This window comes from Streptomyces sp. NBC_01689, assembly GCF_036250675.1.
Taxonomy (GTDB): domain Bacteria; phylum Actinomycetota; class Actinomycetes; order Streptomycetales; family Streptomycetaceae; genus Streptomyces.
This window is the reverse complement of sequence record NZ_CP109592.1, coordinates 5,049,209-5,068,844: the sequence shown is the minus strand read 5'-3', so window position 1 is coordinate 5,068,844 and position 19,636 is coordinate 5,049,209. Positions and strand designations below refer to the sequence as shown.

Sequence of the window (19,636 nt, the reverse complement as noted above, 5' to 3'; positions counted from 1 at the left end):
ATCAGGCTCCTTGAGCATGGGACGGGGTCTCGGCGGCCGGGCCCGGGGCAGTGGTCTCCCCGGTGGCCGGTTCGGCGGCGGAGGTCCCGCCCTTGCGTGCGCGCCAGGCGTTGCGCACCATCTCGTGCCACCGCGGACGCTTGCGCGGCGGGACATGGTCCACGCCGCCCGGTGACCACGGATTGCACCGGAGGATGCGCCAGGCGGTGAGTGCCGTTCCCTTGATCGCACCGTGCCGGTCGATGGCCTGGTAGCCGTAGTGGGAGCACGACGGGTAGTACTTGCACACCGGCCCGAGCAGCGGGCTGATCGTCCACTGGTACAGCTTTATGAGAGCCAGCAGCGGGTACTTCATCGCGCGCCCCCTCCCAGCAGCCGCTGAAGAGCGGCATCCAGGTCTTGGGCCAGCTGTTCATGGTCGGCGTCGCCCGCACCGGGCAACGCTCGTACGACTACCAGGCTACCGGGGGCCAGCAGGCCGATCCGGTCACGCATGAGATGGCGGAGTCTGCGCTTCACCACGTTGCGTATGACGGCTCCACCCACGGCTTTGCTCACGACGAAACCCGCACGCGTCGGGGGAGCGCTCTCCCCAGGCGCGTGCGGGTCCGTTGCACCGCTACGAAGGTGGACGACGAGGAGCGGGCGTCCGGCCCGGCGTCCTCGGCGTACCGCGGTCGCGAAGTCCTCGCGCCGCCTCAGCCGATGCTCGGAAGGCAGCACGTCATGACCTGTAAATGATCAGGCGGACAGGCTCGCGCGACCCTTGCCACGGCGGTTCGCGAGAATCGCGCGGCCGGCACGGGTGCGCATCCGCAGGCGGAAGCCGTGGGTCTTGGCGCGACGACGGTTGTTCGGCTGGAAGGTGCGCTTGCTCACTCGGGGGCTCCAGAAAGAATCGGTGGTGGCGGGGTGCCGTCCTGGCTGTCACCGTGCGCCCACGAGTAGCTCGCATTACGCCCGAGTGCACCGCTTCCCGATCACTTTTCGCGATCTGTGCCCATCGGAGGCAGGCGGCAGCAGCCATCGACAACTCGACCTGGTTACGGTACGCGCGGCTCCGCCATTCGGTCAAACCAGCACCTGGCGAGAGACACTGTCCACAGGCTGGGGACAACAACTTGAACCACAGCGGTCGCCCTGACTACCGTGGCTGAACTCCGATTCGTTCCCTTCCCCCCGCCCCAGCGGTTTTGTTCCCCGTCCCACCCGACTGACTTCCCAACCTGTTCCCAGAACCACACGTTCGTGGGACCCGTGAGAGAGCGTGCCCTGTGGCTGACGTACCTGCCGATCTTGCCGCAGTGTGGCCACGAGTACTCGAACAACTCCTCGGTGAGGGCCGCGGTCAGGGTGTCGAGGTGAAGGACGAGCACTGGATCAAGCGGTGCCAGCCCCTGGCCCTGGTCGCGGACACGGCGCTGCTCGCCGTTCCGAACGAGTTCGCGAAGGGCGTCCTGGAAGGACGCCTCGCGCCGATCGTCAGCGAGACGCTGAGCCGCGAGTGCGGGCGGCCGATCCGTATCGCGATCACCGTCGACGACTCGGCCGGCGAGCCCCCGCCGCCTCCCGTCCCGCCCCGGTACGAGGAGCCCGAGGCCTCGCAGGGCCAGGGCCGTGACACATACGACGGCCAGGGCGGCGAGGACCGCAATTCCTTCGGCGGTCAGGCCCGCGACGAGCGCTCGGGCTACGACACCCAGGGCCGTGACGACCACAACGGCTACGAGCCGCGCCGCGAGGACCGCACCGTGTACGAGCCCCCGCGCCGCGACGGTTACGAGGGATACGGACGCCACCGCGCCGACGACCGGCGGGAAGAGCGGCGTGACGACCGCCGTGAGGACCACCGCGGCGACCACCGGGGCGATCACCGAGGAGGCCGCGGCGACCAGCTTCCCGGCGCTCCCGGCGACCAGCTGCCGACCGCCCGCCCCGCGTACCCGGACTACCAGCGTCCGGAACCCGGCGCCTGGCCCCGGCACGGGCAGGACGACTACGGCTGGCAGCAGCAGCGCCTCGGTTTCCCCGAGCGCGACCCGTACGCCTCGCCGTCGCAGGACTACCGACCGCAGTCGATGGAGCGCCCGCCCTACGAGCAGCAGCGCCAGGACTACGACCAGCCGCGCTCCGACTACGACCAGCGTCCCGACCGCCGCGACCTCCAGGACCCGTCCTCGGGCGGCGGCCCGCTGCACCGCGGCGGCCCCGCGCTGCCGAGTTCCAGCGGCGCCCCCGGCCCCCTGGCCGCCAAGCCCGCGCCGGCCTCCGGCCCGGGTGAGCCCACCGCGCGCCTCAACCCGAAGTACCTCTTCGACACCTTCGTGATCGGCGCCTCGAACCGCTTCGCGCACGCCGCCGCGGTCGCCGTCGCCGAGGCGCCGGCGAAGGCGTACAACCCCCTCTTCATCTACGGGGAGTCGGGCCTCGGCAAGACGCACCTGCTGCACGCGATCGGGCACTACGCCCGCAGCCTCTACCCGGGCACCCGGGTGCGGTACGTGAGTTCCGAGGAGTTCACCAACGAGTTCATCAACTCCATCCGCGACGGCAAGGGCGACAGCTTCCGCAAGCGCTACCGCGAGATGGACATCCTGCTGGTCGACGACATCCAGTTCCTCGCGGACAAGGAGTCGACGCAGGAGGAGTTCTTCCACACCTTCAACACCCTCCACAACGCGAACAAGCAGATCGTGCTCTCCAGCGACCGGCCGCCCAAGCAGCTGGTGACGCTGGAGGACCGGCTGCGCAACCGTTTCGAGTGGGGCCTGATCACGGACGTCCAGCCGCCCGAGCTGGAGACCCGGATCGCGATCCTCCGCAAGAAGGCGGTGCAGGAGCAGCTCAACGCCCCGCCGGAGGTCCTGGAGTTCATCGCCTCGCGGATCTCGCGCAACATCCGCGAACTGGAGGGCGCGCTGATCCGGGTGACGGCGTTCGCGTCGCTCAACCGGCAGCCCGTGGACCTCGGTCTGACGGAGATCGTCCTGAAGGACCTCATCCCGGGCGGCGAGGACTCGGCCCCGGAGATCACCGCGACCGCGATCATGGCGGCGACCGCCGACTACTTCGGGCTCACGGTGGACGACCTGTGCGGGTCCTCGCGCAGCCGCGTCCTGGTGACGGCGCGCCAGATCGCCATGTACCTGTGCCGCGAGCTGACGGATCTGTCGCTGCCGAAGATCGGTGCGCAGTTCGGCGGCCGCGACCACACGACCGTCATGCACGCCGACCGCAAGATCCGCGCGCTGATGGCCGAGCGCCGCTCGATCTACAACCAGGTCACCGAGCTCACCAACCGCATCAAGAACGGCTGACGGACGCGGCGGTACGCCGCCCGCCCACGGCGCCCCGGGACAGGTTCCCGCGGGCGCCCTCTGTTTCCCGTCCCCCTTCGTCCCGCTCCGTGCGTCGTCCCCCTCCGCGGCATCCTCATCGGCCGGCCCACGCGGCACCGCCCTCAGCGCCCCTCATCGCCGCTCAGCGCGCCTCGGCCCCTCGGCTTCCCCTGCCTCCCCTGCTCCTCCTGCCCCGCCGTCCGACCGACCCCGCCCGGACGCCCCGCCGACGGCTCCCCACCCGTGCTCCGCTTCGCCCAGGCCCCTGGAAGCACCGTCCGCGCGTGCCCATGAGGACCGTTCCGGCGCTCCCTGACGCGCTCCGGAGCCCTCCGCCCCCGCGTCCGGCGGCCGTGCGGCGCCGCGCGAAGGTCATGTACTCGGCACCGTCTGTTCGAATACAAGCAGGGTTACGGCCACCCTCCACAGATTCGGTGACTTTCTGGCGTCCACACCCTGGGGACCGCGAAGTTGTCCCGATCGTGTCCACAGGGCGTGCGGCCGTAGGACCATCGAGCCAGGTCAACTGCCTGTGGATTCGTGGACGAAGGCTTTCCACAGACTGTGGACAAGGAAATGATCCACAGGGTGTGCAGGCAGTTGTCCACCGACAACCCACAGGTCGGCGCCCGTTTTCCCCAGTGAACCCCAGCTTCTCCACACCCCTGTCCACTGTTCGGCAACGAGACGCGCTCCCTCACCGTGTCGAGTGAAAGGCGTCACACCAAGGTGCCGGGTTGGGCTGTGGGGAACCGGGGTAAAGCTGGGGACGGCGCTGGGGAGAAGTGGCCCGAGGCTGTGCATCGAGTGTGCAGAACTTTTCGCCGTCCACAGACGCCCCCGGTTTTCCACCGCCTCCGCCCACAGGCACGGTGGACAAAAAATCCGGTCTGACCTGCGAAAACAGGGTTATCCACGGTATCCACAGGCCCTACTACTAAGACCAACTAGAGAGAGCCTGGGAATCGTTTCGAAGCGGGGGCTGTGCACAACTCGCTCCCGGAGCCCCGACTGCCGCCCGGTACGACTTGACCCCGAGGGGCACCGACTGTCAGTGCGGTGCGTCAGACTGTTCCCCGGTGTCCTTCCCCTCACAGGGTCCGAAGACACCGAGTCAGACGACGAAGGCCAGCAGGGCGAGAGCGCCGGCAACAGACGGAGGCGGCAACGGTGAAGATCCGGGTGGAACGCGACGTACTCGCGGAGGCAGTGGCCTGGGCGGCTCGCAGCCTCCCGGCCCGTCCACCGGCGCCTGTGCTCGCCGGCCTCCTTCTGAAGGCCGAGGAGGGTGCCCTGAGCCTCTCCAGCTTCGACTACGAGGTCTCGGCGCGGGTCTCCGTGGACGCGGAGATCGAGGAAGAGGGCACGGTCCTGGTCTCCGGCCGCCTGCTCGCGGACATCTGCCGCGCCCTCCCCAACCGCCCGGTGGAGATCTCCACAGACGGTGTACGGGCGACCGTGGTCTGCGGCTCCTCCCGGTTCACCCTCCACACCCTGCCTGTGGAGGAGTACCCGGCCCTGCCGCAGATGCCGTCGGCGACCGGCACCGTCCCGGGCGAGGTCTTCGCCTCGGCCGCCGCCCAGGTGGCCATCGCCGCCGGACGCGACGACACGCTGCCCGTCCTCACCGGTGTGCGCATCGAGATCGAGGGCGACACGGTCACGCTGGCCTCGACCGACCGCTACCGCTTCGCGGTCCGCGAGTTCCTGTGGAAGCCGGAGAACCCGGAGGCGTCCGCGGTCGCCCTGGTGCCCGCCAAGACGCTCCTGGACACCGCCAAGGCCCTCACGAGCGGCGACAGCGTGATCCTGGCCCTGTCCGGCTCCGGCGCGGGCGAGGGGCTCATCGGCTTCGAGGGCGCCGGCCGCCGTACCACGACCCGGCTGCTGGAGGGCGACCTCCCGAAGTACCGCTCGCTGTTCCCGACGGAGTTCAACTCGATCGCCGTGATCGAGACCGCCCCCTTCGTGGAGGCCGTCAAGCGCGTGGCCCTGGTCGCCGAGCGCAACACCCCGGTGCGGCTGAGCTTCGAGCAGGGCGTGCTGATCCTGGAGGCCGGCTCCAGCGACGACGCACAGGCTGTGGAGAGGGTCGACGCGCAGCTGGAGGGCGACGACGTCTCGATCGCCTTCAACCCGACCTTCCTGCTCGACGGCCTGAGCGCCATCGACTCCCCGGTCGCGCAGCTGTCGTTCACGACCTCCACGAAGCCCGCGCTGCTGAGCGGCAAGCCCGCCGTGGACGCCGAGGCGGACGAGGCCTACAAGTACCTGATCATGCCGGTGCGCCTGTCCGGCTGAGCGGTGCGAGCCCGCCGGCCGACCGGACCGGCGGGCGAATCCGCAGGTGGGACGTACGCCTGAGCGGCTATGCCCACAGGTGTGCGTGAGAGTCCGGGTTTAGGCTCGGACACAGGTACGAAAGTGCCCTCACGCCACGTCGAAAACCTAAGGAACAACTGATGGAGCTCGGTCTCGTCGGCCTCGGCAAGATGGGCGGCAACATGCGCGAGCGGATCCGCCGCGCAGGCCACACCGTCATCGGATACGACCGCAACCCGGAACTCGCCGATGTCCACAGCCTCGAAGAACTCGTGGGCGCGCTCGAAGCCCCCCGCGTGGTGTGGGTGATGGTCCCGGCCGGCGCCGCCACCCAGTCCACCATCGACCAGCTCGGCGACCTCCTCGAACCCGGCGGCACCGTCGTCGACGGCGGCAACTCCCGCTGGACCGACGACGAGAAGCACGCCGACGAACTCGCCGCCAAGGGCATCGGCTTCGTCGACGCCGGCGTCTCCGGCGGCGTCTGGGGCCTGCAGAACGGCTACGCCCTCATGGTCGGCGGCGACGCCGAGAACGTCGCCCGCGTCCAGCCCGTCTTCGACGCCCTCAAGCCCGAAGGCGACTCCGGCTTCGTCCACGCCGGCAAGGTCGGCGCCGGCCACTTCTCCAAGATGGTCCACAACGGCATCGAGTACGCCATGATGCAGGCCTACGCCGAGGGCTGGGAACTCCTGGAGAAGGTCCACTCCGTCACCGACGTCCGCGAGGTCTTCCGCTCCTGGCAGGAAGGCACCGTCATCCGCTCCTGGCTCCTCGACCTCGCCGTCAACGCCCTCGACGACGACGAACACCTCGACAAACTCCGCGGCTACGCCGACGACTCCGGCGAAGGCCGCTGGACCGTCGAGGCCGCCATCGACAACGCCGTACCCCTCCCCGCGATCACCGCCTCCCTCTTCGCCCGATTCGCCTCCCGCCAGGACGACTCCCCGCAGATGAAGATGATCGCCGCACTCCGCAACCAGTTCGGCGGCCACGCCGTCGAGCCGAAGTAATCCACAGATCCACATCCGCATCCACAGATCCACCGGCCGCAGGGCCGGGGATCCGCACCCCTGGGGGAGGTCGGCGAACGACCATGCACGTCACGCATCTGTCGCTGGCCGACTTCCGCTCCTACGCCCGGGTCGAGGTCCCGCTCGACCCGGGCGTCACCGCGTTCGTGGGCCCCAACGGACAGGGCAAGACGAACCTGGTCGAGGCGGTCGGCTATCTCGCGAGCCTCGGCAGCCACCGCGTCTCCTCCGACGCGCCCCTGGTGCGGATGGGCGCCGAGCGGGCGATCATCCGTGCGAGCGTCAGACAGGGCGAACGGCAGCAGCTCGTCGAACTGGAGCTGAACCCCGGGCGCGCCAACCGTGCCCGTATCAACAGGTCCTCGCAGGTCAGGCCCCGTGACGTGCTCGGCATCGTGCGCACGGTGCTGTTCGCGCCCGAGGACCTCGCGCTGGTCAAGGGCGACCCCGGGGAGCGCCGCCGCTTCCTCGACGAGCTGATCACCGCCCGCTCGCCGCGGATGGCGGGCGTCCGCTCCGACTACGACCGGGTCCTCAAGCAGCGCAACACCCTCCTGAAGTCGGCCGCGCTGGCCCGTCGGCACGGCGGCCGCACCATGGATCTCTCCACGCTCGACGTGTGGGACCAGCACCTCGCGCGGGTGGGCGCCGAACTGCTCGCCCAGCGGCTCGACCTGGTCGCCGCGGTCCAGCCGCTGGCCGACAAGGCGTACGAACAGCTCGCGCCGGGCGGGGGCCCCGTCGCCCTGGAGTACAAGCCCTCCTCGGCCGTCCTCACCGGTCACACCCGCGAGGAGCTGTACGAGCAGCTGATGGAGGCCCTCGCGGAGTCCCGTAAGCCGGAGATCGAACGGGGCGTCACCCTGGTGGGCCCGCACCGGGACGAGCTGCTGCTCAAGCTGGGCGAACTGCCCGCCAAGGGATACGCGTCGCACGGCGAGTCCTGGTCGTACGCCCTGGCGCTGCGCCTCGCCTCCTACGACCTGCTGAGGGCCGAGGGCAACGAGCCGGTCCTGGTCCTCGACGACGTCTTCGCCGAGCTGGACAGCCGCCGGCGGGAGCGCCTCGCGGAGCTCGTGGCCCCCGGCGAGCAGGTCCTCGTGACGGCGGCGGTCGACGACGACGTGCCGGGTGTCCTGGCGGGGACCCGCTACGCCGTCTCGGAGGGCACGGTGGAGCGGGTATGACGGAGAACACACCACTGATCCCGGAGCCGTCGAAGCCGTCCGGCCAGGGCGTCGGGAAGACCCCCGAGCCGAGTGGCGTCGACCTCGCGCGCGTGGCACTGCGCGCCGCGAAGGAACAGGCCCGCGCGCGGGGGGACGCGGCCCAGCAGAAGAGGCAGGCCCGCCGCGGCGGGCTGCGCTCCGGCGCGCGCGCCGACGGGCGCGACCCGATGGCACTGGGCGCCGCGATCAACCGGCTGCTGACCGAGCGAGGGTGGGAGACCCCGGCCGCGGTGGGCGGGGTGATGGGGCGCTGGCCGCAGATCGTCGGCGACGACCTGGCCAAGCACTGCGTCCCGCTGCGGTACGACGACGACCCGGCCGAGCGGGTGCTGACCGTGCAGTGCGACTCGACCGCCTGGGCCACCCAGCTGCGGCTGCTCGCCCCGCAGCTGGTCGCGCGGCTGAACCAGGACCTCGGGCACGGCACGGTGAGGCTGATCAAGGTGCAGGGTCCGGGGGGTCCCGCGCGCCGGTTCGGGCCCCTCCGCGCTCCTGGCAGCACGGGTCCGGGCGACACCTACGGGTGATCCCGGCCCGCGTGGACCGGCGGGCCACCGGTGCTCCGGGCCCGCGCGGACCGCCGGCCGGACGCGGGCGTTCCCCCAGGTCCGGACGACCGAACGCGGTTGCGAACACCGACCTGACTCCACAGTAGCCAAGGGTTGACACCCGGAAGCGCTGAGTGCCGCTGTGAGCCACTTTGAGCCCAGGGCCGTATATGGGGAGTCGGGCGAGGCCGGTTCAGGGCGGCACATGCGGACTCAGGTACCGGCAAACCCCCATCACTGTCGGCGCTACCGGTAGACTGGAAGCTAATCCCGCCCCACTTGTGGGGACCGTCCGGGAGAAGCTGAGCAACGCTGATCAAGGCTTACCAACGCAACGTGCCGCAGCCGCTCCGGCAACCCGCCGACGAGCCTGGTTTGTGCTGTGCCAGAAAGGGCGCTTCGTGGCCGATTCCGGCAACCCCAACGAGAACATCCCGTCCACCGACGAAGGCGCCGTCGCCGGGGCCACCGCCGCCTCGAACGGCGAGGTCACGGCCTCGTACGACGCCAGTGCCATCACCGTCCTCGAGGGTCTGGACGCGGTCCGCAAGCGACCCGGCATGTACATCGGCTCGACCGGTGAGCGCGGACTCCACCACCTCGTCTACGAGGTCGTGGACAACTCCGTCGACGAGGCGCTGGCCGGCCACGCGGACACGATCGACGTCACGATCCTGCCCGACGGCGGCGTGCGCGTGATCGACAACGGCCGCGGCATCCCGGTGGACATCGTTCCGTCCGAGAACAAGCCGGCCGTCGAGGTCGTACTCACCGTGCTGCACGCGGGCGGCAAGTTCGGCGGTGGCGGGTACGCCGTCTCCGGCGGTCTGCACGGCGTCGGTGTGTCGGTCGTGAACGCGCTGTCCAGCAAGGTCGCGGTCGACGTCAGGCGCGACGGCCACCGCTGGACGCAGGACTACAAGCTGGGCGTTCCCACGGCCCCGCTGAAGCGCAACGAGGAGACGGACGAGTCCGGTACGACGGTCACGTTCTGGGCCGATCCCGACGTCTTCGAGACCACGGAGTACTCCTTCGAGACGCTCTCGCGGCGCTTCCAGGAGATGGCGTTCCTCAACAAGGGTTTGACGATCAAACTCACTGATGAGCGCGAGTCGGCGAAGGCCACGGCCGGTGCCGACGAGGCCGGGGCGGACGAGAAGGCCGAGGTCAAGACCGTCACGTACCACTACGAAGGCGGCATCGTCGACTTCGTGAAGTACCTGAACTCCCGCAAGGGCGACGTCGTCCACGAGACCGTGATCGACATCGAGGCCGAGGACAAGGAGCGCATGCTCTCCCTCGAGGTCGCGATGCAGTGGAACACCGGTTACAGCGAGGGCGTCTACTCCTTCGCGAACACCATCCACACCCACGAGGGCGGCACGCACGAGGAGGGCTTCCGCGCGGCACTCACCGGTCTCATCAACCGGTACGCGCGCGACAAGAAGCTGCTGCGCGAGAAGGACGACAACCTCACGGGCGACGACATCCGCGAGGGTCTGACCGCGATCATCTCGGTCAAGCTCGGCGAGCCCCAGTTCGAGGGCCAGACGAAGACCAAGCTGGGCAACACGGAGGCGAAGACCTTCGTGCAGAAGGTCGTCCACGAGCACCTCACGGACTGGCTGGACCGCAATCCGAACGAGGCCGCGGACATCATCCGCAAGTCCATCCAGGCGGCCACCGCGCGCGTGGCGGCCCGCAAGGCCCGTGACCTGACCCGTCGCAAGGGCCTCCTGGAGACGGCGTCCCTGCCGGGCAAGCTCTCCGACTGCCAGTCGAACGATCCCACCAAGTGCGAGATCTTCATCGTCGAGGGCGACTCCGCCGGCGGCTCCGCCAAGTCCGGCCGCAACCCGCAGTACCAGGCGATCCTCCCGATCCGCGGAAAGATCCTCAACGTCGAGAAGGCGCGGATCGACAAGATCCTGCAGAACCAGGAGATCCAGGCGCTGATCTCCGCCTTCGGCACCGGGGTCCACGAGGACTTCGACATCGAGAAGCTCCGCTATCACAAGATCATCCTGATGGCGGACGCCGACGTCGACGGCCAGCACATCAACACCCTGCTGCTGACCTTCCTGTTCCGCTTCATGCGGCCCCTGGTCGAGGCCGGGCACGTCTTCCTGTCGCGCCCCCCGCTCTACAAGATCAAGTGGGGCAGGGACGACTTCGAGTACGCCTACTCGGACCGCGAGCGCGACGCGCTGACCGAGCTCGGCCGGCAGGCGGGCAAGCGCGTCAGGGAGGACTCGATCCAGCGCTTCAAGGGTCTCGGTGAGATGAACGCCGAGGAGTTGCGCATCACGACCATGGACCAGGAGCACCGCGTTCTCGGCCAGGTCACGCTGGACGACGCCGCCCAGGCCGACGACCTGTTCTCGGTCCTGATGGGCGAGGACGTCGAGGCGCGCCGCGCCTTCATCCAGCGCAACGCCAAGGACGTCCGGTTCCTCGACATCTGAGTCGGTCTCAGCTGACCGCAGCAGAAAGGATCTTCACCAGCAATGGCCGACGAGAACACTCCGAGCACGCCTGAAGAAGACGGCGAGACCGTCCTCCGCGTCGAGCCCGTCGGGCTCGAGACGGAGATGCAGCGCTCGTACCTCGACTACGCGATGTCCGTCATCGTCTCCCGCGCGCTGCCCGACGTACGGGACGGCCTCAAGCCCGTCCACCGGCGCGTGCTGTACGCGATGTACGACGGCGGCTACCGGCCCGAGAAGGGCTTCTACAAGTGCGCCCGTGTCGTCGGCGACGTCATGGGCACGTATCACCCGCACGGCGACTCCTCGATCTACGATGCGCTCGTGCGGCTCGCGCAGCCGTGGTCGATGCGGATGCCGCTGGTGGACTCCAACGGCAACTTCGGCTCCCCGGGCAACGACCCCGCCGCCGCCATGCGCTACACCGAGTGCAAGATGGCGCCGCTGTCCATGGAGATGGTCCGCGACATCGACGAGGAGACCGTCGACTTCACGGACAACTACGACGGCCGCAACCAGGAACCGACGGTGCTTCCGGCCCGGTTCCCGAACCTGCTGATCAACGGTTCGGCGGGCATCGCGGTCGGCATGGCCACCAACATCCCGCCGCACAACCTCCGCGAGGTCGCGGCGGGTGCCCAGTGGTACCTGGAGAACCCCGAGGCGAGCCACGAGGAGCTGCTCGACGCCCTGATCGAGCGCATCAAGGGCCCCGACTTCCCGACCGGCGCCCTCGTGGTGGGCCGCAAGGGCATCGAGGAGGCGTACCGCACGGGCCGCGGCTCGATCACGATGCGCGCGGTGGTCGAGGTCGAGGAGATCCAGAACCGCCAGTGCCTGGTGGTCACCGAGCTCCCGTACCAGACGAACCCCGACAACCTCGCGCAGAAGATCGCCGACCTGGTGAAGGACGGCAAGGTCGGCGGCATCGCCGACGTCCGCGACGAGACCAGCTCGCGCACGGGCCAGCGGCTCGTGATCGTGCTCAAGAGGGACGCGGTCGCCAAGGTCGTCCTGAACAACCTCTACAAGCACACCGATCTGCAGTCGAACTTCGGCGCCAACATGCTGGCCCTGGTCGACGGTGTCCCGCGCACGCTGTCGCTCGACGCGTTCATCCGGCACTGGGTGGCGCACCAGATCGAGGTCATCGTCCGCCGGACGAAGTTCCGGCTGCGCAAGGCCGAGGAGCGCGCGCACATCCTGCGTGGCCTCCTGAAGGCCCTGGACGCCATCGACGAGGTCATCGCGCTGATCCGGCGCAGCGACACCGTCGAGATCGCCCGAGAGGGCCTGATGGCCCTCCTGGAGATCGACGAGATCCAGGCGAACGCCATCCTCGAGATGCAGCTGCGCCGGCTGGCCGCCCTGGAGCGTCAGAAGATCATCCAGGAGCACGACGAGCTCCAGGCGAAGATCACCGAGTACAACGAGATCCTCGCCTCGCCGGTGCGTCAGCGCGGCATCATCAGCGAGGAACTCGCGGCGATCGTCGAGAAGTTCGGCGAGGACCGCCGCTCCAAGCTGGTGCCGTTCGACGGTGACATGTCCATCGAGGACCTGATCGCCGAAGAGGACATCGTCGTGACCATCACGCGCGGTGGGTACATCAAGCGCACCAAGACCGAGGACTACCGCTCGCAGAAGCGGGGCGGCAAGGGCGTGCGCGGCGCGAAGCTGAAGCAGGACGACATCGTCGACCACTTCTTCGTCTCGACGACGCACCACTGGCTGCTCTTCTTCACGAACAAGGGCCGCGTCTACCGGGCCAAGGCGTACGAGCTCCCGGACGCCGGCCGGGACGCCCGCGGGCAGCACGTCGCGAACCTGCTGGCCTTCCAGCCGGACGAGGCGATCGCCGAGATCCTGGCGATCCGCGACTACGAGGCGGCGCCCTACCTGGTCCTGGCCACCAAGGGCGGCCTGGTGAAGAAGACGCCACTGAAGGATTACGATTCCCCCCGCTCGGGCGGCGTCATCGCGATCAATCTCCGGGAGACGGAGGACGGATCCGATGACGAACTGATCGGAGCCGAACTGGTCTCGGCCGAGGATGATCTGCTTCTGATCAGCAAGAAGGCTCAGTCGATCAGGTTCACCGCAACGGACGACGCACTTCGACCGATGGGCCGTGCCACCTCGGGCGTCAAGGGCATGAGTTTCCGTGAGGGGGACCAACTGCTCTCGATGAATGTTGTTCGACCCGGTACGTTCGTGTTCACTGCCACAGACGGCGGGTACGCGAAGCGGACCGCCGTCGACGAGTACCGCGTCCAGGGTCGCGGTGGCCTCGGCATCAAGGCCGCCAAGATCGTGGAGGACCGTGGTTCCCTCGTCGGCGCGCTGGTGGTCGAGGAGACCGATGAGATCCTCGCCATCACGCTCTCCGGCGGTGTGATTCGTACGCGAGTCAACGAGGTCAGGGAGACGGGCCGTGACACCATGGGCGTCCAACTGATCAACCTGGGCAAGCGCGATGCCGTGGTCGGCATCGCACGTAACGCCGAGGCCGGCCGCGAGGCCGAGGAAGTCGACGGCGAGGGCGCCGAGGACGAGACCGCCGAGGGCATCGAGGCCGTCGGCACGGACGAGGGCGAGCAGTCCTCGTCCGAGTAGCGCGAGGAGTGAGTCATCGTGAGCGGAGCCACGGGCGCCGGATCGGCCGGTAGGGATACGGACGGCGGCCGTGGCTCCGCCACGGGATCGGCTGACTCCCATGACACTCATGGATCCCAGGGGGGAACTGTGACGGACACCCGAGGTCCGCAGGGCCAGCAGTACGCGGCCGGAGCGGGCCCCGCGGCTCCGGGCGGACCGGCCGCGGCCGGTCCCGCCACGACCAAGGCGGCGCCCGGCGCGCCGACCGCTCCGCCGGCCGCGCCCGCGGCCTCCGCGACGGCCGCTCCGGCGCCCGACTCCGCACTGCCGGGGGAGCGGCAGCCGCAGCAGTCCTCGCAGCCGTATCACCCGCCGCAGGCGTACGCGGCGCAGACGCCGTCGGGCGCCGTGCGCCGGCCGCGGACCGGGGCGCGCACCACACCGCGCACCCGCAAGGCGCGGCTGCGGGTGGCCAAGACCGACCCGTGGTCGGTGATGAAGGTCAGCTTCCTGCTCTCCATCGCGCTCGGCATCTGCACGATCGTGGCGTCGGCGGTGCTGTGGATGGTCATGGACGCCATGGGCGTCTTCTCGACGGTCGGCGGCACGATCTCCGAGGCGACGGGGTCGAACGAGTCGAACGGCTTCGACCTGCAGTCGTTCCTCTCCCTGCCGAACGTCCTGCTGTTCACGTCGATCATCGCGGTCATCGACGTCGTGCTCGCCACGGCGCTCGCGACCCTCGGCTCCTTCATCTACAACCTCTCCGCGGGCTTCGTCGGGGGTATCGAGCTGACGCTCGCCGAAGACGAATGACCGCGGCTCCCGGGCCTCCGTCAGGGGCCCGGGATACCGATTTTGGGACTGACCGCGTCGTGCGCTAATCTTCAGAGGTCAGCGCGCGGGACACACACCGCAGAGCGCGGCGGGGCTATAGCTCAGTTGGTTAGAGCGCATCCCTGATAAGGATGAGGCCACAGGTTCAAATCCTGTTAGCCCCACCAGTACGAAAACCCCCGGTCCCCATGGACCGGGGGTTTCGTCATGAGTGACGGGTCTCCGCCGTGGGGTGATGAGCCTCGGCCGTGGGGCGGGACGACCGAGTTCCATGGAGCCGGCGGTGGTTCGGCGCTGACGGCCCCGCCACGACGGTCCCTGGAGCGGTGCGAGCCGGGATCAGGCCCTCCGGGACCGGCCCCTCCAGGGAGTTCACCGTCCTGGCGCGCACCGGAGCCCGGGACCGTGGACGTGCTCCCCGTCCGGTTCTCGTCCGGCGGCTTCCCGGAGGCGTGCCGACCGGCCATGAACCGATCCTCCGGGGCCGCAAGGAGCCTTTCCCCAGGGTTTCCCCGCCGGCGTCCGCACAGGAGAAAGCCCGGCAGCTCTTTCGAGGTGCCGGGCCTTCGGTCAGGTGTGGCGGTGTACGCAAGTCGCCGCTACATCGGGCAGGAGGGGCGGGGAAGTCGGGGTGGAGCGGTGCGCCTCAGCGCTGGAGGGGCGCCTCGCCGTGCTGGAGGCTCGTGTCGCGGTCCGTCATGGCCTCGGGGGCGCAGAGGGCGCCGAGGCCGCTCGCCTCGGCATCGACCCGCGGGCGGTGCCGGCAGCTCGGTGAGGAGCCGTGGGCCTCGGCGCGGATGCGTTGCTTCATCGTGGGGGGCAGGGCCCGGCTGTAGGAGGCCGTCCATGGAGCCGTCGCCGCCGGCACCGCCGCGGGGGCCGTGCTCTCGTGCGTCGTTCCGGACTGCGGTACCGCGGCGGCCGCGGTCGTCGTGATGAATCCGAGCGTCGTGCAGAGCGCCAGGAAGGCGGTCACGAGGACGGTCCACAGCTTCATGACCTTGTTCTGGGTCATGGCCCCTCACTTTCGGGTCAGGCGATTTGCGTACTTTCCTCATGATGTGTAAGCGGGCCGCGAAGTGGTGGACCGACGCTCATGGCGCGTTGATGTTCCGATGAACACCACCCGTATGGCCGCAAAGCCTCTCGGGAGACCATGAAAGAGGACGAAAAGACAGGGAAGGGTCACCGTGTGTGAGGTGTGATCACCCTGAGATCGGTGCGGTCGCACCCCGTCCTACTGCGCTCCACCGGTGGGGAGTTGGGGGTCGACGCAGGTCACCGATCGATATCGGGCGGTGTGTATAGTCGGGCGCCAGAGGTCCCCTACGTCAAGAAAGACGAGGTCGCGCGGTGAAGAAGCTTCTCCTGGTCGCACTGGCCGCCATCGGCGGACTCCTCGTGTACCGCCAGATCCAGGCGGATCGCGCCGAGCAGGATCTGTGGACGGAGGCGACTGACTCCGTGCCCACGGGTTCGTGAGTACCGACACCAGTCTCAGAGCAGACCCCGGCCGCCTCGCGGTCGGGGTTTTGTGTTGCCCGGGACCGGTCGCCCCGCGGCCGGAGCCCCCGTACCCTTCGCTTTCGCGTATGAAGTGATTGCTGGAGTGAAGTCTCTCGCTGTCCCGGCACGGGATTTCGGCCGTTTGTGGGGATAGCAAGGGCGAAGCCGTGGCCGGCGGGGCAGGATGGCCACGATCCGGGGTGACGACGAGGGGTGGCGTGTGATGGGGCGGCGCACGGTGGGACGGCGGGCACCGTCGCGGTACGGGCGGGCGCTCGGGGCCCTGGCCCTGGGAGCGGCGCTGGGTGTGACGGCCGCGACGGCGGGGACCGCCTCGGCCGCCTCGCCCCTGACCGGGACCGGCACACCGAAGCCGTACGCCTACGCCGAGGACGACACGACGGTCGAGGGCGCCACGAGCACCACGGACGCGGCGCGGCTGGAGCCCGGGAAGACGTACCGCAGTTCGATCGGCGAGGGCGGCCGGCTCTACTACCGCCTCGCGCTGGACGCCACGTCCGACGCGTACGTCTCCGCCACCGCCGTGCCCCGGCCGGGTGCCACGGTCTCCTACGCGGCCGGCGTCAAGGTCTCCGTCCAGGACGACAACGGCCGCCGCTGCTCCTCCTCGGCGGCCGCCCGGTTCGGCGCCTCCGAGAGCTCGCGCCCCCTGGCCGCCTGGGCCTCCCGGGAGACGGGCCCCGACGAGTACTCCTGCCAGGCGGCGGGGACGTACTACGCGGTCGTCGAGCGCGTCGACACGTCCGGCTCGTCGGCGTCCGCGTCCTCCTCCCCCGGCGACTGGGATCTCGAACTCGGCTACGTGTCGGAACCCGCCCTGACGAAGGCCGGTTCGACGAAGGCCCCCGAGGCGTGGAACTCCGCCTCGCCCGAGGCCCTGCAGGGCGACGCGCGGACCCGGGCGGGCGGTGCGGGGTTCGCCACGGCCACCGCCCTCGGGAAGGGGGTCTGGAAGGACGGGATCAGTCCGGGGCAGACGCTCTTCTACAGAGTGCCGGTCGACTGGGGACAGCAGGTCTACGCGGGCGTGGAGCTGGGCAGTTCGGCCGCCGGTGACGGGTTCGTGGGCACGGCCCTCGTGGTGTCCCTCTACAACCCCGTCCGGGGGTTCGTCGACGACGTGGGCAGCGGATACGACGGCGGCCAGCGGGCCACGGCGCTGGATCCGCTGCCGCCCGTCGCCTACGACAACCGCTACTCCCTCAACGACCGGACCAGCAGCATGCGGTTCGCTGGTTCCTACTACCTCGCCGTGCACCTCGCCGGGCAGGTCGCCGACCGGTTCGGCGACGGGCCGTTCGGGCTGACGCTGCGCGTACGGGTGGAGGGTTCGGCCCACGCTGGCCCGGCGTACGCGGGACGGACGGCCCCCCGGGACGTGTTCGACGCGCCGCCCGCCGCCGCCCCGGCGGGGATCTCCGGCGGGGCGGCAGGCGCGGACGGCAGCGGAGACCGTGCGGCGGGCGCGGTCGGCAGCGCCACGGACCCGCGCATGAAGCTGGTCGCCGCGGGCGGCCTCGGCACGGGAACCGCGCTGCTGCTGGTGCTCGCGGTGTGGACGGCGATCGCACGGCGACGGGCGAGGGCGTGGTCGGCCGCGGGGGACACGGCAGTGACCGCTCCGCCCGTGGCGTCCCCCGCCCTGCCAGGGGACCACGGGGCGCCGCCGGGCCCGTAGAAACGATCCTGCGGGCGCGTTTTCAGATCCGCGTCAGTGCCCAGAAACCCACCGCGAGGCAGGCCAGCGCGAGGAGCAGGACCGGGACGGCCACCCGGGCCGGTGGTCCGGGACGGACCGCACGCCGGTGCACGGCCCGGTGCGAACCGGCGGAGCCGTGCGCGTGCCGGTGCTCCACGACGGTGGGTTCCACGGGCCTCTGAGGGGCGGGGGCCGGCACGGACGGGGGACCGAAGGGCTGCGCGTACACGGGGGCCGTGTGCGGCACGGTGACCGCGGTGGGGGGAGTGGGCGGCTGCTCGGGCGGACGCCACGGGTGGCCCGGGACGGGATGCCGCTGGGTCTCGTGCCAGGCCTGCTGCGGTTGGGGGTGCGGTTGGGGCTGGTCCGGTTGCCGCGGGTGGCCGGGGGACCGGGGCTCGGGCTGTCGCTGCGGCTGTGGCTGCGCCTGGGGCTGGTGATGCGGACGGGTGGGCGCGTGCGGGGTGGCCGCCCGGGGCGGCGGCAGATGGAAGCTCCCGGTGTCCGACATCGTGGACGGCCTCGGGGGCGCGGAGTCCGGGTCCGTGGACTCGGGGGGGACGAAGTCCGGTGCGGGAGGCGGCGGTACGTCCCCCGGGGCGGCCTCGGGGTGTGCGTCACCGGTGTCGGGCTCCGGACGCGCGGCCTCCGGTCCAGGACCCCGGAGCACGCCTCTGGAGGTCGTCCCGGGCCATCCGTCCCCACCGGCGCCCCCGTCGGCGTCCGGGCCCGAGCCCGTGTCCGGACCGGGCAGGGAGCCGGGACCAGCGGCGGCACCGGGGTCAGGGCCGGAACCCGGCGCCTGCGCCGGGTCAGGGACCTGGGAGGGGGTGAACCCCTGGCCGGGCGCGGCTCCTCGGGCGGGGTCCGTACCCCGGCCGGAGGCCGGCCCGGAGAAGGCCCCGGGGGACCCGGTAGCCGTGGACTGGGAAGCAGTGGACCCGGTATCCGTGCGCCCGGAAGCCGTGGATTCGGCGGTGGGGCGGGTCGCCGTGCCGGCCGGTCCCGTGGGGTCGAACCCCGTGGGGAGCGGGCCGACCTGGTCGAAGACCTCGACGAGTTCGTCGTCGGGGCCGGGCTCGGGCAGCAGTTCGGCGGCCGCGGCCAGCGCCTTGCGTGCCCCCGTCGCGGTGCGGAACCGCGCGGCGGGGTCCGGCTGCAGCAGCGTGGCCACCACCTGCCACAGCGGCTCGGGCATGCCCTGGGGCGCGGACGGCGTGCCGTTCTCGACGAAGTACTCGATCAGCGCCTTGGTGTCCGGTTTGGCGCCCTCCAGCAGGTACAGGGCGACCAGGCCGACGGCGAACAGGTCGGCGGGGAAGTCCGGCTCGGACCCCATCATCTGCTCGGGCGCGAGGTAACCGGGCGTCCCCACCACGTAGTCGGTCTCGGTCAGCCGCGGTTCGCCCAGCCGCATCGCGATGCCGAAGTCGGACAGCCGCAGCCGCGGCCGGGCCGTCCCGGTCGCCTCCAGCAGCACGTTGGCGGGCTTGATGTCCCGGTGCACGACCCCCTCGGCGTGGACCGCGGCGAGCCCCGAGAGGAGCTGGTCGAGCAGGGTGCAGACGAAGGCGGGGGGCAGCGGGCCGTAGTCGCTGACCAGGTGGACCAGGGAACCCCCCGCGACCAGGTCCATCGTGAACAGGACCTTGTCGTCGTCGGCGGCCCAGCTGGCCGGCGCCAGGACATGGGGATGGTCGATCCGCAGCGCCTGTTCCCGCACGAAGCGCAGCAGCGCGTGCGCGTCGCTCTGCCGGAGCACCTTGGCGGCCACGTACCGGCGCCGCCGCCGGTCCCAGGCGCGCCACACGGCTCCGACTCCCCCGTGGCCGATCGGGTCGACCAGCTCGTACCGTCCGGCGAAGACCTCACCCATGGTCGTGCGTCGCTCCCCTTCGGCAGTCGGTCCTTACGGCTTCCGCGAGGTGCCCGGTGACCCGGGACGCGGCGCTGGACGGCGTTGCGGGCCCTCCAGCGCGGGGCGTGCGGTCGGCCGGACCGTCGGCTCGGTTGCG

The 19,636-nt window shown here is 70.4% G+C and carries 15 protein-coding genes and 1 tRNA gene; 11 read left to right on the top strand and 5 right to left on the bottom strand.

The window, feature by feature from the left end:
• Window position 1: 1 nt before the first annotated feature.
• The 3 genes from yidD to rpmH are packed head-to-tail and all read right to left on the bottom strand — an operon-like array spanning window position 2 to window position 879.
• Complete coding sequence (gene yidD, locus OG776_RS21520) at window positions 2-355, bottom strand: membrane protein insertion efficiency factor YidD (protein WP_148009293.1); 354 nt, start codon at window positions 353-355, stop codon at window positions 2-4.
• Window positions 352-723 carry a ribonuclease P protein component gene (rnpA, locus tag OG776_RS21515; RefSeq protein ID WP_148009294.1) on the bottom strand — a complete coding sequence of 124 codons (372 nt, stop codon included), beginning with the start codon at window positions 721-723 and terminating at the stop codon, window positions 352-354. Before rnpA ends, yidD begins: the two co-directional genes overlap by 4 nt.
• Before the next feature lie 18 nt (window positions 724-741).
• Window positions 742-879 (bottom strand): 50S ribosomal protein L34, encoded by a 138-nt coding sequence (rpmH, locus tag OG776_RS21510; protein ID WP_006381191.1) that lies wholly within the window; start codon window positions 877-879, stop codon window positions 742-744.
• A 395-nt stretch (window positions 880-1,274) separates the two neighbouring features.
• On the opposite strand from rpmH, the gene dnaA reads away from it, so the two are divergent.
• The 9 genes from dnaA (at window position 1,275) to OG776_RS21465 (ending at window position 14,562) form a co-directional block, all read left to right on the top strand.
• Window positions 1,275-3,317, top strand: a complete 2,043-nt coding sequence (gene dnaA / locus OG776_RS21505; protein WP_148009295.1) for a chromosomal replication initiator protein DnaA — start codon at window positions 1,275-1,277, stop codon at window positions 3,315-3,317.
• Between the two features lie 1,191 nt (window positions 3,318-4,508).
• Window positions 4,509-5,639 carry a DNA polymerase III subunit beta gene (gene dnaN, locus OG776_RS21500; RefSeq protein WP_148009296.1) on the top strand — a complete coding sequence of 377 codons (1,131 nt, stop codon included), beginning with the start codon at window positions 4,509-4,511 and terminating at the stop codon, window positions 5,637-5,639.
• Window positions 5,640-5,800: 161 nt separating this feature from the next.
• A complete protein-coding gene (gnd, locus tag OG776_RS21495; RefSeq protein WP_329322263.1) occupies window positions 5,801-6,676 on the top strand; it encodes a phosphogluconate dehydrogenase (NAD(+)-dependent, decarboxylating) in 876 nt (291 codons plus the stop codon).
• A gap of 83 nt (window positions 6,677-6,759) precedes the next feature.
• Complete coding sequence (recF, locus tag OG776_RS21490) at window positions 6,760-7,884, top strand: DNA replication/repair protein RecF (RefSeq protein ID WP_148009297.1); 1,125 nt, start codon at window positions 6,760-6,762, stop codon at window positions 7,882-7,884.
• Window positions 7,881-8,453 carry a DUF721 domain-containing protein gene (locus tag OG776_RS21485; protein ID WP_187285614.1) on the top strand — a complete coding sequence of 191 codons (573 nt, stop codon included), beginning with the start codon at window positions 7,881-7,883 and terminating at the stop codon, window positions 8,451-8,453. Before recF ends, OG776_RS21485 begins: the two co-directional genes overlap by 4 nt.
• A 398-nt stretch (window positions 8,454-8,851) precedes the next feature.
• Window positions 8,852-10,939, top strand: a complete 2,088-nt coding sequence (gene gyrB, locus OG776_RS21480; RefSeq protein ID WP_148009298.1) for a DNA topoisomerase (ATP-hydrolyzing) subunit B — start codon at window positions 8,852-8,854, stop codon at window positions 10,937-10,939.
• Window positions 10,940-10,981: 42 nt separating this feature from the next.
• Window positions 10,982-13,576: a DNA gyrase subunit A gene (gyrA, locus tag OG776_RS21475; RefSeq protein WP_148009299.1), complete on the top strand. Its 2,595-nt coding sequence runs from the start codon at window positions 10,982-10,984 to the stop codon at window positions 13,574-13,576.
• Between the two features lie 18 nt (window positions 13,577-13,594).
• Window positions 13,595-14,374, top strand: coding sequence for a DUF3566 domain-containing protein (locus OG776_RS21470; protein ID WP_148009300.1), 780 nt, complete (start codon window positions 13,595-13,597; stop codon window positions 14,372-14,374).
• Window positions 14,375-14,485: 111 nt separating this feature from the next.
• Window positions 14,486-14,562 (top strand) — tRNA-Ile (locus tag OG776_RS21465).
• A gap of 479 nt (window positions 14,563-15,041) precedes the next feature.
• Here the strand turns inward: OG776_RS21465 and OG776_RS21460 are convergent.
• Window positions 15,042-15,410, bottom strand: a complete 369-nt coding sequence (locus tag OG776_RS21460; protein WP_148009301.1) for a DUF6344 domain-containing protein — start codon at window positions 15,408-15,410, stop codon at window positions 15,042-15,044.
• Between the two features lie 338 nt (window positions 15,411-15,748).
• On the opposite strand from OG776_RS21460, the gene OG776_RS21455 reads away from it, so the two are divergent.
• Window positions 15,749-15,877, top strand: coding sequence for a DLW-39 family protein (locus OG776_RS21455; protein WP_003999697.1), 129 nt, complete (start codon window positions 15,749-15,751; stop codon window positions 15,875-15,877).
• 208 nt (window positions 15,878-16,085) lie between these two features.
• On the top strand, window positions 16,086-17,600 hold the full coding sequence (locus OG776_RS21450) for a hypothetical protein (protein WP_329322229.1): 1,515 nt from the start codon (window positions 16,086-16,088) through the stop codon (window positions 17,598-17,600).
• Between the two features lie 22 nt (window positions 17,601-17,622).
• On the opposite strand, the gene OG776_RS21445 is transcribed toward OG776_RS21450, so the two are convergent.
• Window positions 17,623-19,497: a serine/threonine-protein kinase gene (locus tag OG776_RS21445; RefSeq protein ID WP_329322227.1), complete on the bottom strand. Its 1,875-nt coding sequence runs from the start codon at window positions 19,495-19,497 to the stop codon at window positions 17,623-17,625.
• Window positions 19,498-19,636 lie beyond the last annotated feature (139 nt).

Bases quoted from the DNA above. Each gene is read 5' to 3' on its own strand.
- yidD (WP_148009293.1), bottom strand. From the start codon at position 355: ATGAAGTACCCGCTGCTGGCTCTCATAAAGCTGTACCAGTGGACGATC.
- gnd (WP_329322263.1), top strand. From the start codon at position 5,801: ATGGAGCTCGGTCTCGTCGGCCTCGGCAAGATGGGCGGCAACATGCGC.
- recF (WP_148009297.1), top strand. From the start codon at position 6,760: ATGCACGTCACGCATCTGTCGCTGGCCGACTTCCGCTCCTACGCCCGG.
- OG776_RS21485 (WP_187285614.1), top strand. From the start codon at position 7,881: ATGACGGAGAACACACCACTGATCCCGGAGCCGTCGAAGCCGTCCGGC.
- gyrA (WP_148009299.1), top strand. From the start codon at position 10,982: ATGGCCGACGAGAACACTCCGAGCACGCCTGAAGAAGACGGCGAGACC.
- OG776_RS21460 (WP_148009301.1), bottom strand. From the start codon at position 15,410: ATGACCCAGAACAAGGTCATGAAGCTGTGGACCGTCCTCGTGACCGCC.
- OG776_RS21450 (WP_329322229.1), top strand. From the start codon at position 16,086: ATGGCCACGATCCGGGGTGACGACGAGGGGTGGCGTGTGATGGGGCGG.
- OG776_RS21445 (WP_329322227.1), bottom strand. From the start codon at position 19,497: ATGGGTGAGGTCTTCGCCGGACGGTACGAGCTGGTCGACCCGATCGGC.